Genomic DNA, 11,914 nt, shown 5'->3' with positions numbered 1-11,914 from the left:
CTGATCAGTGGTCTGTCACACGGAGGTGCCCAGACGGAATGGAAACCATGATAAGGATGGCCGAACGCCTGTCAACCGGAGCGACCCGACTGGTTAACAGGGTTAACACTGCCCGCCCCCGGCTGAGCCGGTGTGTCATCTGCCTGGCCTCGGACCAGGGCGGCGGACTCTGCCGCACATGCCTGCTCGACCTGCCGCACACGGATCCCTGCTGCCGGCGCTGTGCCCTGCCGCTGTCCATTGGGGAGCGCGGGGCGCAGCTGTGTCGCCAGTGTGAGCGCACCGACCCACCCCAGGATCTGAGCCGTATTCCATGGCGCTACGAGTGTCCCGTGGACCGCATGATCCAGAACTACAAGTACCACGGCACGCGCGCCCAGGGCGCCGCACTGGCCCGCAACTGGCTGGAAGCCGCCGACGTGCCCGAACCACTGCCCCGGGCCCTGATTCCCGCGCCCATGGACCCGCAGCGGCTGCGCGAGCGCGGCTTCAGCCAGACGGCGGAACTGGCGGACTGGTTCGCCCGCGCCACAGGGGTGCCGGTGCTGGCCGGCCGGCTTCAGCGCCACGCCGGCTACCGCGCCCAGGCAAGCCTGTCGCGCGGCGAGCGACGCCGCAACCTGGTAGAAGCCTTTTTTGTCAGCGGCAGCGCGCCCCTTCCGGAGCATGTCGCCCTGGTCGAGGATGTGGTCACCACCGGGGCCACTGCCGAGGCCATGGGGCACTGCCTGCGCCGGGCCGGCGTGCAGCGCCTGGAGGTCTGGGCCCTGGCGAGAACCCCCTAGATCCCACTACAGCCGCTGGAGAACACGCTCGGCGAGCGCCAGGGAGGCGGTCAGCCCCGGGGATTCGATACCGAAGAGATTCGCGGCCCCGGCCAGGCCGTGCTCCCTCGGCCCCTGGATCATGAAATCCGCCGGTTTGTCGTCAGGGCCGTGAATGCGGGGACGGATGCCGGCATAGGCGGGCGTCAGGCGCGCGGGGTCCAGTCCGGGCCACCACTGGCGGACGGCATCGGCAAAGGTGGTGGCCAGCGACTCCGGAACCGACCACTCGAGGGTATCCACCCAGTGCGCGTCCGGGCCGAAACGGGCCTGCCCGGCCGTATCAAGGGTCAGGTGCACACCGAGACCACCAGCGGCCGGCAGTGGGTAGATCAGGCGCTGGAAGGGATGACGGCCGCTGTAGGCGAAGTAGTGGCCCTTACTGAACCACTGGCGCGGCACGGCCTCCGAAGGCAGCCCTTCCCATCGCCGGGCCATGGGCACGGCGGCCAGCCCACCAGCATTCACCACGATGGCAGCGCTGAGCTCGCTCGGCGTATCACCGCCCACCTGTATGCGGTGGCGCCCCTGTACGGTCTCGATCCGCTCCACCGGAGCCCGGCGCACCAACCAGCCGCCGTGGGCCTCCATATCCCCCAGCATTGCCTGCATAAAGGCATGGGAATCGACAATGCCGCTCAACGGTGATTCCAGCGCGGCCGCTGCGCGAAGCTCGGGCTCCTGGCTGAGCTCACGACTGCTGAGCCACGCCAGTGCCACGTCGTTGTCCGCGGCGTTGCAGCGCAGCCGCTCCAGAGCGGGGATCTCGTCCTCACCGGTGGCCACCAGCCACTTGCCGCAACGCCGGTGGGGCACACCGTAGCGCTGGCAGAAATCGTACAGCCGGTCGCGGCCCTCACGGCACAACTCCGCCTTGAGCGACCCCGGCGGGTAATAGATGCCCGCGTGGATCACTTCGCTGTTGCGCGAGGAGACCTCCTCGCCGGGGTGGGCATGGCGTTCGAGCACCAGCACCTCGTGTCCGGCCCTGGCCAGGGCCCGGCCCACGGCCACCCCTACAACCCCCGCACCAATGACGACCGCGTCAACCTGTTCCGAATCCATGGTCAAAGGATACCAGCCGGGGCTCTGATTGAAACGCCCAAGCGGTTATACTGGTGGTCTGGCCATTTCAGTGGGGGAAGCATGTCGGACATCCGCCAGTTCATCGCGGTCATGATCGTTGCAGCCCTGTTTGTAAGCTGGCTGGGATGGCGTGGCTATACCGTAATGGAACTCAACGAAACACTCCGGGAGCAGTCTGCGCTGGCGGACTACCCCTACCCCTTCCGTGTGCTGCGCGTGGAAGGAGAGACGGCCGTGATGAGCACACTGCGGTCACCGCGCGTGGACACCGCCCAGGCCATGCGCGAACTGTTCCCCGACCTCCGCCGGATACAGGAGACCAGCCGCGAGTTCCGCCGCGCCGAACAGGAGTACGCCCGCCTGCAGGCAAGGGCGAGCGAAACCGTCACCGCCTCACGCAGCATCCGGCGGGTGCGCTGGGAGCTCGACGAGAACTGGTACTACCTCAATGACATGGAGACCCGCCGCACCCCTGGCCAGGCGGCTCCCATCAACCCCGCGGCAGGCGGCTGATCCATGGAGACAATGGCGCACCCCTACCAGCACCTCACTCCCGACCTGGTTCTCGATGCGGTTGAGGCCTGCGGCTATGCGGTCAACGGCCGGCTCTTCCCGCTCAATTCCTATGAGAACCGCGTCTACCAAGTCGGAATCGAGGATCAGAAGCCGCTGATCGCCAAGTTCTATCGCCCCGGGCGCTGGTCGCGCCCACAACTGGAGGAGGAGCATGGATTCGTCGAGGAGCTCGAGTCCGCCGAAATTCCAGCGGTTGGCGCTCTGCCCATGCCCGGGGGCGGCTATCTCGCCGACCATGGCGGCTTCACGCTGGCGCTCTATCCCCAGCGCGGCGGCCAGGCCCCGGACATCACGCTTCCGGACACCCTGTTCCGCATCGGCCAGTGGCTCGGCCGCATCCACCAGGTCGGCGCCCGCAAGGACTTCCTGCACCGGCCCACCATCGACCCAGTCCGGGTGATTGAGGAGGGACAGCGCTATGTCCTGGATGCCGGATTCGTTCCGGATGACCTGGTGCCGGCCTACCGCAGCCTGATCCCGGACCTTCTCGATGCCATCCGTGCCTGCCAGGAGCGCGCCGGCGAGGTGACGATCCAGCGGCTGCACGGTGACTGCCATATGGGCAACATCCTCATGCGCGAGGAACGGCTGCTGTTCGTGGACTTCGACGACGCCCGCCAGGGCCCGGCCGTCCAGGACATCTGGCTGATGCTCAGCGGCGATGCCGAGGAACAGCGCTGGCAGCTGGGAGAACTCATCGAGGGCTACGAGCAGTTCAACGAATTCAACCCGGCGGAATGCCACCTCATCGAGCCACTGCGCACCATGCGGCTGGTCAACCAGGCCGCCTGGCTGGCCTGGCGGTGGGACGACCCCACCTTCCCCATGCACTTCCCCTGGTTCGGCCAGGCCCGGTTCTGGTCCGACCACATCCTGATGCTGCGCGAACAGCTCGCCAGTCTGCAGCAGCCACCGGTCCGCCCGCCCGGGCCCTGACAGCGCACACGAACGACGGAAACCGCACCATGAATGATCCAACCGGTCGCTTTGATACCGAAACCGATGCCGTGTACGCGGGTGCTGGCGCCTCCGACGACCCTTTCCGGTTTGACGAGGCCGTGGCGCGCGTCTTTCCGGATATGATCCGGCGCTCGGTGCCCGGCTACACCACCATTGTGCCCATGATCGGGGTAATCGCGGCGCGTTTCGCACGGCCGGATACCGTGCTCTATGATCTGGGCTGCTCACTGGGTGCCGTGAGCCTGGCCATGCGCCACAGCGTCAAGGTCCATGGCGCACGCATAGTGGCAGTGGACAACGCCGCTTCCATGATCGAGCGCTGCCGCCACTACATTGCCCTTGACGATGGGCCACTGCCGGTGGAACTCCAGTGCGCCGACATCCGGGGCATCGACTACCAGCCCGCCAGCGTGGTGGCCCTGAACTTCACGCTCCAGTTCCTGCCCCCGGAGGACCGGGACGCGCTTCTGGAACGCCTCTGCCAGGCCCTGACACCCGGTGGTGCCTTGGTGCTTTCGGAAAAAGTGGCATTCGCGGATGCCGCCGAGCAGTCACTGCTGGAAGAGCTGCACCTGGACTTCAAGCGTGCCCAGGGGTATTCGGAGATGGAGATCAGCCGCAAACGCAACGCACTGGAAGAAGTGCTGATCCCCGAGTCCATTGCCACGCACCGCCAGCGGCTGGAGGCGGCCGGCTTTGAGCAGGTCACGCTCTGGCACCAGTCGCTGAACTTCGTCTCCATTCTGGCCATTGCGCCGGAGGCAACGGCATGAGCACGGACTTTGACTGGCGCGGCGAATACGCCAACCTGCTGGACTGGCTGCGCGACAGCGGCCGCACCCAGTGGCACGAGCAGCTGGAACAGCGCCTGACCAGTGTCTTCGAGACCCACCCGCACGGCGACCTGCCGCGCTGGCTGACGGCGCTCAATCAACTGCCCCGGATCCCCGGCACCGAGGCGGAGCTCGACCAGCCGACGGTCACCCTCACAGCGCCTGAAGCACTGACGGAAACCCAGCGGGGATCGCTTGAACAGGGGCTGCGGGGGCTGATGCCCTGGCGCAAGGGCCCCTTCGATTTTTTCGGGACCCATATCGACACGGAGTGGCGCTCGGACTGGAAATGGGATCGGGTCCGGCCCGGGCTGAGCAACCTGCAGGATCGCGCGGTGCTGGATGTAGGCTGCGGCTCCGGCTACCACTGCTGGCGCATCCTGGGGGCCGGCGCCCGTCGGGTCGTGGGTATCGACCCCGGCATGCTGTTCCTGATGCAGTTCCAGGCGCTGCGCGGCTATCTTGGCGATCCGCCCGCCCATCTCCTACCCCAGCGGCTTGAGGACCTGCCCCACCAGCTCCAGCTGTTCGATACCACCCTGTCACTGGGGGTGCTCTATCACCGGCGCTCCCCAATCGACCACCTGATCGAGCTCAAGGGCACGCTCAAACCCGGCGGCGAGCTGGTGCTGGAGACGCTGGTGATCGAGGGGGAAATGGGCGAGACACTGATGCCGGAAGACCGCTACGCGCGCATGCGCAACGTCTGGTTCATCCCCAGTGTGCCCACCCTGGAGCGCTGGCTTCAGCGCGCCGGCTACCGGGATGTCCGGTGCGTGGATGTAACGCGCACCACCACGGATGAACAGCGCGCCACCAACTGGATGCAGTTCCAGTCACTGCCCCACTTCCTGGATCCGGATGATGAGCACCGGACCATTGAAGGCTATCCGGCGCCCCGCAGGGCCACACTGGTGGCCCGCAAGCCGGCCTGAGTTTCAGGCGTTGAAGGGATGGCGCAGGGTAACGGTCTCGATCCGGTCCGGCCCTGTGGAGATGACGTCGATGGGCGCCTCGATCTGCTCTTCCAGGAAGCGGATGTAATTGCGCGCATTCTCCGGAAGCTGATCCAGCGCCGTGATGCCCGAGGTGCTTTCCGACCAGCCGGGAAGGGTCTCATACACGGGCTCAATGGCCTCGTACTGGGCGCCGCGGATCGGCGGCCGGGTCACGCGCCCTTCACGGGTGATGTAACCCACACAGACCTTCACTTCGTCCAGGCCGTCCAGGACATCCAGCTTGGTCAGGCAGATGCCCGAGACACTGTTCACCTGGATGGCGTGGCGCAGCGCTACCGCGTCAAACCAGCCACAGCGCCGGGCGCGGCCGGTAGTGGTACCGAACTCGTGCCCCTGGCGCGCCAGGTGTTCACCACAGGTGTCGAACAGCTCCGTTGGGAAGGGACCGGACCCGACACGGGTGGTGTAGGCCTTGGTGATCCCCAGGATGTAGTCCATGTACTGGGGCCCGAAGCCGGTACCCGTTGCCGCGCCACCGGCAGTGGTGTTCGAGGAGGTGACGAACGGATAGGTGCCGTGGTCAATGTCCAGCAGAGCGCCCTGGGCCCCCTCAAAAAGGATGTGCTCGCCGCGCTTGCGCAGGTCATGCAGCATATCGGTGACGTCCGCCGCCATGGGCAGCAGCTCCTCGGCATAGGCGCGGAAGTCCGCCAGGGTGGCATCCACATCCACCGGCTCTTCACCGTAGTACTCGGTGAGCACGAAGTTATGGTAACCCATCAGGTGGCGCAGGCCCTTCTCAAACGCCTCCGGATCCGCAAGGTCACCGAAACGCAGGCCCTGGCGGGATACCTTGTCCTCATAGGCGGGGCCGATGCCACGCCCGGTGGTACCGATGCAGTCCTTGCCCCGGGCGCGCTCGCGGGCCTGGTCCAGGCGCTCATGGGTCGGCAGGATCAGCGGGCAGGCCTCGCTCACCCGCAGCCGTGAGCGCACATCCACGCCGCGCGCCTCCAGCTTGCGGATCTCCTCAAGCAGGGCTGGCAGCGCCAGCACCACACCGTTACCGATCATGCAGGTGATGTGCTTGCGCAGAATCCCCGAGGGAATCAGGTGAAGCGCTGTGGTCTCACCATCGATCACCAGTGTATGGCCGGCGTTGTGTCCGCCCTGGAACCGCGCAACGGCCGAGACCTGCTCGGTGAGCAGATCAACGATCTTGCCCTTGCCTTCGTCACCCCACTGGGTGCCCAGCACTACGACGTTCTTACCCATGAATGGCTCGCTGATCCGTTCACAAACTCATGATTGACGTTCACGCCGCTGCGGCTACAGCGGCTCCACCTGCCAGTCACCGTCCCTCAGGACGAGCTGGCGGTCACAGCCGGGCGGGATCCCGTCTCCGGCCTCGTCGTCCAACTGCTGGAGGACGGTGTCATTCTGGCGCAGCTCGCTGATGCGTCGGCGCAGCGCCGCATCCGTTCCAGCCGGCGCCAGAATGGCGCCCCCGCTGGCCCCGAAGGCGCGCTTCCCGGCTTCCAGAAGCCGGTTCAGGTCGGCACTGAAACCAGTCGCCGGCCGGGCGCGGCCGAAATCCTCGCCCACGGCATCGTACCGCCCTCCCTGGGCCAGGGCTTCCTCCTGGCCCGGGGTGTAGGCGGCGAATACCAAACCGGTGTGATAGTTGTAGCCGCGCAGTTCGCTGAAATCGAACCCAATGGCAACGCCGGGGTGGCGCTCACGCACCCGCGCGGCGGTCTGCTCCAGCTGGTCAATGGCCTCAAGCACGGGCGTGGGCGCCCCCGCCAGCCGTTGCCGCGCAGCATCAGGCACACCCTCACCACCACTGAGCCGGCCCAGCTCGCGCAGCATGGCACGCGCGGAGCCGGCTTCGGCACTGCCCAGAAGCTCATCCAGCTCCGGTATGGAGCGCCGACGCAGGGCATCAAAGACCCGCTGCTCCAGATCGCCTCCCAGAGCCGCCTCTTCCGCCAGGCACTGGAAGATGCCCACATGGGCGATGTCCAGGTGAACCGTTTCGACACCGGCCGCGGTCAGGGTCTCCAGCATCAGGTCGATGATTTCCTGATCGGCGGCGCTGCTGCGGCTGCCGAACAGCTCACAGCCGACCTGAAGGGGAGTACGGCTGGCCAGCATGCTGCTTGGCCGGGCATGCAGGACATGCCCGGCATAACACAGGCGCGTGACCCCCGGGCGGCGCAGGCTGTGCGCGTCCATCCGCGCCGCCTGCGGGGTCATGTCGGCGCGCACGCCCATCATCCGCCCGGTCAGCTGATCAGTGAGCTTGAACGTCTGCAGATCCAGATCATTGCCGGTACCAGTCAGCAGCGACTGCAGGTATTCGATCATCGGGGGGATGATGAGCTCATAGCCCCAGCGCCGATAGGTATCCATGAGCTCGCGGCGCAGGGCCTCGACCTTCTGGGCCCGGGGCGGGAGGACATCGGCCACCCCATCGGGCAGCAACCATCGATCAGACGTACTCATGACGCTTGAATCCGTGATTGATTGACTGAGCAGGAACGTCTCAAGCGGTTCCAGGGGAACCTAGCGAACAGCATAGAGCAGGATCACACCCACCAGCATGCTCGCCAAACCCGCCCACCGCATGTTTGAGGGCGCCATCTGCGCCAGGACTTCCACCATGCGCTGCCAGCGCTGCGGGCACAGAAACGGCATCACGCCCTCAATGATGAGCACCAGCGCCAGAGCTGTCAGCAGATCCTGCCACATAGCAATACCAGGCACCGTTCGGGTTTGTTACAAAGCCGCGATTCTACGCCCATCGCACACATAAAAAAACCGGAGCCGAAGCTCCGGTTCATGTGTAGGGCGACAGAACCTACTGCCCGCCCATGGGTCCGTCCAGCATGTTCATGAAGTCGCTCTGGGAATCCATCAGGAACACGTCCTGGCGACTGTTGAAGGTGCTCCGGTAAGCCTCGAGCGTACGATAGAGTTCATAGAACTCCTTGTTCTGCCCGTAGGACTCTGCGTAGATGGTCGCGGCCCTGCCGTCACCTTCACCACGGGTTTCCTGGGCTTCACGGTTCGCCTCGGCCAGCAGCACCGTCACCTTACGGTCCGCCGCGGCGCGCACACCCTCGGCCTGTTCACGCCCACGGGAGCGGTATTCCTGCGCCTCCGCCTGGCGCTCAGTGCGCATCCGCTGGTAGACCGTCTCACTGACCTCTTCAGGAAGCTCAATGCCCTTGATCCGGATATCCTGAACGCGGATGCCGAATTCTTCGCGCGTGAACTCATCCACGTTGCCCTGAATCTTCTCCATCAGCTCATCACGGGCACCAGAAACGACCTGCGTCATGTTACGCACCCCGAATTCATCCCGGAGGCCATTTTCAATCCGGGAGGCAAGAAGCCCTTCAGCCCGCATCTCACTGCCACCGGTTGCCCGGTAGAAGTCGGCCACATCGATGATCTGCCAGGTCACGTAGGAATCCACATCCAGTGGCTTCTTCTCCATGGTCAGATACCGCTGTGTTTCGATATTGAGTGTCAGAATCCGCGTATCGAACTCCTCTGCCGTCTCGACCCAGGGAAGCTTGAAATGCAGTCCGGGCTCTACGCCTGTCTTGACGAGTTCACCAAACCGCAGAACGACGCCGCGATGGGTTTCCGGCACGATGTAGACGGTCGCCGACACGAGGTAAAGAACCACGACACCGGCTATGATCGCCAGTATACCCTTAGTGTTCATGCTTAACGCCTCTCCCGGCCGGAATTGCTGTTCTGCTGATCACGGATCCGATCGATCACCTGATCGCTGATCCGGTCAATGCGGTCATTGGTGGAACCAATACCCTGATGCTGTGTGTCGCCGGAGCCACTCCCGCCCGGAGCATCATCCGCCATGGCCCTGGCACCACCCTTCATCATCTGATCCAGCGGCAGCATCATCAGGTTATTGCCCTGCTCAATGTCGACAACCACCTTGCTCGTCCCGGTGAGCACCTGCTGCATAGTATCGATGTAGAGCCGGCGGGCCGTGATCTCCGGAGCCTGCTCATAGACGCCGAGCACATCCAGGAAGCGGGCTGTCTCACCCTCGGCGGCTTCCACCACCTTGTCTCGATAGGCCTTTGCTTCCTCCCGAATACGCTGTGCCTGACCCCGCGCCTCTGGAACCACCCGGTTACGATACTGTTCCGCCTGGTCGACGAAGCGCTGCATGTCCTCACGGGCACGCTGCACATCACGGAAGGCTTCCTGCACCGGCTCCGGGGGCTGGGTACTCTCGACGTTCACTCGCAGGATCTGCATGCCCACCGTATACGTGTTCAGAAAACGCTGCAGGCGCTTCTCAACCAGCTGCCCCAGCTCCGCACGGCGCTCCGTAAGCACCCCATGCAGGGTTGAACTGCCCACTTCGTGGCGCAGGGCACTGTCCGTAGCGTATTGCAGGGTCGTGCTGGGACTTCGCACATTGAGCACAAAGTTCCTGGGCTCCTCAACCCGGTACTGGACGCTCAGGTTCACGCTGACGATGTTCTCGTCCTCGGTGAGCATGTGACCGGTGGACTGGAAAGAACGCACGTCCGTCACTGTGACCATGCGGACATCGTCCAGTAGCGGAATCTTGAAATTCAGGCCCGGCATGGTGGTTGTGTGGTACTCACCGAAGCGCAGGACAACGCCGTTCTCCCGCTCGTCCACGATGTAGACGGACTGCCAAGCCAGGAACCCGAACACCAGCAGGCCGACCACAGCCAGAATAAGCCCAAAACCACCACCGGAGCCGCCGCTGCTGCCCGATCCACCACTGCCGCCTGAGCCGCCCTTGTTGCCGAACAGCCGGTTCAGTTTGTCGAGGCCCTTTTTAAGCGCCTCATCAAGGTCCGGCGGCCCCTGATCGTTGCCGCCGCGATTGCCCGAGCTCCAGGGGTCGCGGTCGTTGTTGCGGTTACCACCCGGTTCGTTCCAGGCCATAGTGTTCTCCGTCTGAAGTTATACGCTGCAGCGGCGCCCGGGTCTGCCGGGCACAACAGATGCAAATAGTAGGTGTTCTGACAGGCCGCGACAACCGGGGGCACTACACCGCCTCGACCGCCATCCAGTCACTGCCGTCCAGGCAGGCCAGCCGATCCTCGTCCGTGCCGGCGCGCGCCAGCAGTTGATGCCAGTCACGGGCTTCCATGCGCAGCTCCAGCACCGGCTCGCCACTTTCGGACATGCGCTCCGCCACCACGGCGCCACTCTGGTAGAACTGGGCCCGCAGCCAGCCGTCCGCGGGGGAGAGTTTCACGTAGCGATGGATGACGTCCTCGGCCAGGCGTTCCGCAACCGCGTCGCGCAGTTCCTCCATACCAGCCCCGGTATGGGCCGACAGCCAGACGCGCACCGGACGACCGTTCTCGTCCCGCTCCACACCCGGCTGCGCGCCGGGAATGAGATCAATCTTGTTGCACACCTGCAGAACCGGCACGTCACCGGCTCCGATCTCTCCCAGCACCGATTCAACCTGCTGGATGGTGTCATCACGGGCCGGATCAGTGTTATCAATGATATGAAGCAGCAGTGAGGCCTCAACCGTCTCCTCGAGCGTGGCGCGGAACGCCTCCACCAGGGTGTGCGGCAGGTGCCGGATGAACCCGACGGTGTCCGCCAGCACCACCGGCCCCACATCCGGTACGCTCACACGGCGCACCGTGGGGTCCAGGGTGGCGAACAGCTGATCCGCCTCAAAGACCGTGGAGTCGGTCAGGTGGTTGAACAGCGAGGATTTACCGGCGTTGGTATAGCCCACCAGCGAGACCACCGGGATCTCGGCGCGCTTGCGCGAGCGCCTGGCCTGCTCGCGCTGACGCCGGACCTTCTCCAGCCGGCGGTTGATCTGGTTGATGCGCGAACGCAGCAGCCGGCGGTCGGTCTCGAGCTGGGTCTCGCCCGGCCCCCGCTGACCGATACCGCCCTTCTGGCGCTCCAGGTGGGTCCAGCCCCGGACAAGCCGGGTAGACATGTGCTCCAGCTGGGCCAGTTCCACCTGCAGCTTGCCCTCGTAGGTGCGGGCGCGCTGGGCGAAGATATCGAGAATCACACCGGTACGGTCCAGCACCCGACATTTGAGTTCTGCCTCGAGATTGCGCTCCTGGCTCGGGCTGAGCTGGTGATTGAACAGCACCACGTCCGCGCCCTCGGCGCTCAGGGTCGTACGCAGCTCCTCGAGCTTGCCCTTGCCCAGAAAGAAGCGCGAACTGGGCTGATTCCGGCTGCCCGTAACAACCGCCGCACAGGTCACCCCAGCGGACTCGGCCAACTCGCGGAATTCATCCGGATTTTCCGGCTCCATCTCGGACGCCAGCGTAATGTGAACGAGAAGGGCCCGTTCACCGACCTCAGGACGCTCAAACAATCAGGTGCTGCTCCTCATTCGGGATCGACCGCCTCGCCCTCGTCACCGGGATGCTGGGGCGCCTTCACATTACGCGACGGCACAATCGTGGAAATGGCGTGCTTGTAGACCATCTGGCTGACAGTGTTGCGCAGCAGGACCACGAACTGGTCAAACGATTCGATCTGCCCCTGGAGCTTGATGCCGTTGACCAGAAAGATGGACACTGGGATGCGTTCCTTGCGCAGGGAATTCAGGTAAGGGTCTTGTAGGGAATGCCCTTTTGACATGATGTTGCTCCTGTTT

General features: G+C 64.8%; 13 protein-coding genes. 5 read left to right on the top strand and 8 right to left on the bottom strand.

Annotation, left to right across the window (positions count from 1 at the left end; all coding sequences use genetic code 11):
* The first annotated feature begins 38 nt into the window (after nt 1-38).
* The gene (locus H4I92_RS10795; RefSeq protein ID WP_077530599.1) at nt 39-785 is read left to right on the top strand and encodes a ComF family protein; all 747 of its coding nucleotides are present in this window, start codon (nt 39-41) and stop codon (nt 783-785) included.
* 6 nt (nt 786-791) lie between these two features.
* Here the strand turns inward: H4I92_RS10795 and H4I92_RS10790 are convergent, their stop codons facing one another.
* Complete coding sequence (locus H4I92_RS10790; protein ID WP_077530598.1) at nt 792-1,889, bottom strand: NAD(P)/FAD-dependent oxidoreductase; 1,098 nt, start codon at nt 1,887-1,889, stop codon at nt 792-794.
* Between the two features lie 81 nt (nt 1,890-1,970).
* Here H4I92_RS10790 and H4I92_RS10785 point away from each other — a divergent pair, with 81 nt between their 5' ends.
* From H4I92_RS10785 to cmoB, 4 genes are read left to right on the top strand one after another with little or no spacing between them, the layout of a single operon-like run.
* On the top strand, nt 1,971-2,423 hold the full coding sequence (locus tag H4I92_RS10785) for a hypothetical protein (RefSeq protein WP_077530597.1): 453 nt from the start codon (nt 1,971-1,973) through the stop codon (nt 2,421-2,423).
* Between the two features lie 3 nt (nt 2,424-2,426).
* Complete coding sequence (locus tag H4I92_RS10780; RefSeq protein WP_077530596.1) at nt 2,427-3,422, top strand: serine/threonine protein kinase; 996 nt, start codon at nt 2,427-2,429, stop codon at nt 3,420-3,422.
* A 29-nt stretch (nt 3,423-3,451) separates the two neighbouring features.
* A complete protein-coding gene (gene cmoA / locus H4I92_RS10775; RefSeq protein ID WP_077530595.1) occupies nt 3,452-4,219 on the top strand; it encodes a carboxy-S-adenosyl-L-methionine synthase CmoA in 768 nt (255 codons plus the stop codon).
* Nucleotides 4,216-5,214, top strand: a complete 999-nt coding sequence (cmoB, locus tag H4I92_RS10770; protein ID WP_077530594.1) for a tRNA 5-methoxyuridine(34)/uridine 5-oxyacetic acid(34) synthase CmoB — start codon at nt 4,216-4,218, stop codon at nt 5,212-5,214. Before cmoA ends, cmoB begins: the two co-directional genes overlap by 4 nt.
* Nucleotides 5,215-5,217: 3 nt before the next feature.
* On the opposite strand, the gene H4I92_RS10765 is transcribed toward cmoB, so the two are convergent.
* The 7 genes from H4I92_RS10765 to hfq form a co-directional block, all read right to left on the bottom strand.
* Nucleotides 5,218-6,513 (bottom strand): adenylosuccinate synthase, encoded by a 1,296-nt coding sequence (locus H4I92_RS10765; RefSeq protein WP_077530593.1) that lies wholly within the window; start codon nt 6,511-6,513, stop codon nt 5,218-5,220.
* Between the two features lie 54 nt (nt 6,514-6,567).
* Entirely contained in the window at nt 6,568-7,746 is a 1,179-nt protein-coding gene (locus H4I92_RS10760) for an ATP phosphoribosyltransferase regulatory subunit (protein WP_077530592.1), read from the bottom strand.
* Nucleotides 7,747-7,806: 60 nt separating this feature from the next.
* Nucleotides 7,807-7,992, bottom strand: coding sequence for a DUF2065 domain-containing protein (locus H4I92_RS10755; RefSeq protein ID WP_077530591.1), 186 nt, complete (start codon nt 7,990-7,992; stop codon nt 7,807-7,809).
* A gap of 109 nt (nt 7,993-8,101) precedes the next feature.
* Nucleotides 8,102-8,977, bottom strand: coding sequence for a protease modulator HflC (hflC, locus tag H4I92_RS10750; protein WP_077530590.1), 876 nt, complete (start codon nt 8,975-8,977; stop codon nt 8,102-8,104).
* A 2-nt stretch (nt 8,978-8,979) separates the two neighbouring features.
* A complete protein-coding gene (gene hflK / locus H4I92_RS10745) occupies nt 8,980-10,206 on the bottom strand; it encodes an FtsH protease activity modulator HflK (RefSeq protein ID WP_077530589.1) in 1,227 nt (408 codons plus the stop codon).
* A gap of 103 nt (nt 10,207-10,309) precedes the next feature.
* Nucleotides 10,310-11,629: a ribosome rescue GTPase HflX gene (gene hflX / locus H4I92_RS10740; RefSeq protein WP_077530588.1), complete on the bottom strand. Its 1,320-nt coding sequence runs from the start codon at nt 11,627-11,629 to the stop codon at nt 10,310-10,312.
* Nucleotides 11,630-11,643: 14 nt separating this feature from the next.
* Nucleotides 11,644-11,898, bottom strand: coding sequence for an RNA chaperone Hfq (hfq, locus tag H4I92_RS10735; RefSeq protein ID WP_077530587.1), 255 nt, complete (start codon nt 11,896-11,898; stop codon nt 11,644-11,646).
* Nucleotides 11,899-11,914 lie beyond the last annotated feature (16 nt).

Source organism: Vreelandella halophila, assembly GCF_019903425.1.
Taxonomy (GTDB): Bacteria; Pseudomonadota; Gammaproteobacteria; order Pseudomonadales; family Oleiphilaceae; genus Halospina; species Halospina halophila.
The sequence above is the reverse complement of the archived record's forward strand: the minus strand, read 5'-3'. Positions and strand labels throughout refer to the sequence as shown.

Excerpts from the sequence above, each read along its gene's own strand:
- H4I92_RS10780 (WP_077530596.1), top strand. The coding sequence starts at position 2,427 with ATGGAGACAATGGCGCACCCCTACCAGCACCTCACTCCCGACCTGGTT.
- cmoA (WP_077530595.1), top strand. The coding sequence starts at position 3,452 with ATGAATGATCCAACCGGTCGCTTTGATACCGAAACCGATGCCGTGTAC.
- cmoB (WP_077530594.1), top strand. The coding sequence starts at position 4,216 with ATGAGCACGGACTTTGACTGGCGCGGCGAATACGCCAACCTGCTGGAC.
- hflC (WP_077530590.1), bottom strand. The coding sequence starts at position 8,977 with ATGAACACTAAGGGTATACTGGCGATCATAGCCGGTGTCGTGGTTCTT.
- H4I92_RS10795 (WP_077530599.1), top strand. The coding sequence starts at position 39 with ATGGAAACCATGATAAGGATGGCCGAACGCCTGTCAACCGGAGCGACC.
- H4I92_RS10790 (WP_077530598.1), bottom strand. The coding sequence starts at position 1,889 with ATGGATTCGGAACAGGTTGACGCGGTCGTCATTGGTGCGGGGGTTGTA.
- H4I92_RS10760 (WP_077530592.1), bottom strand. The coding sequence starts at position 7,746 with ATGAGTACGTCTGATCGATGGTTGCTGCCCGATGGGGTGGCCGATGTC.
- H4I92_RS10765 (WP_077530593.1), bottom strand. The coding sequence starts at position 6,513 with ATGGGTAAGAACGTCGTAGTGCTGGGCACCCAGTGGGGTGACGAAGGC.
- H4I92_RS10755 (WP_077530591.1), bottom strand. The coding sequence starts at position 7,992 with ATGTGGCAGGATCTGCTGACAGCTCTGGCGCTGGTGCTCATCATTGAG.
- H4I92_RS10785 (WP_077530597.1), top strand. The coding sequence starts at position 1,971 with ATGTCGGACATCCGCCAGTTCATCGCGGTCATGATCGTTGCAGCCCTG.
- hfq (WP_077530587.1), bottom strand. The coding sequence starts at position 11,898 with ATGTCAAAAGGGCATTCCCTACAAGACCCTTACCTGAATTCCCTGCGC.
- hflK (WP_077530589.1), bottom strand. The coding sequence starts at position 10,206 with ATGGCCTGGAACGAACCGGGTGGTAACCGCAACAACGACCGCGACCCC.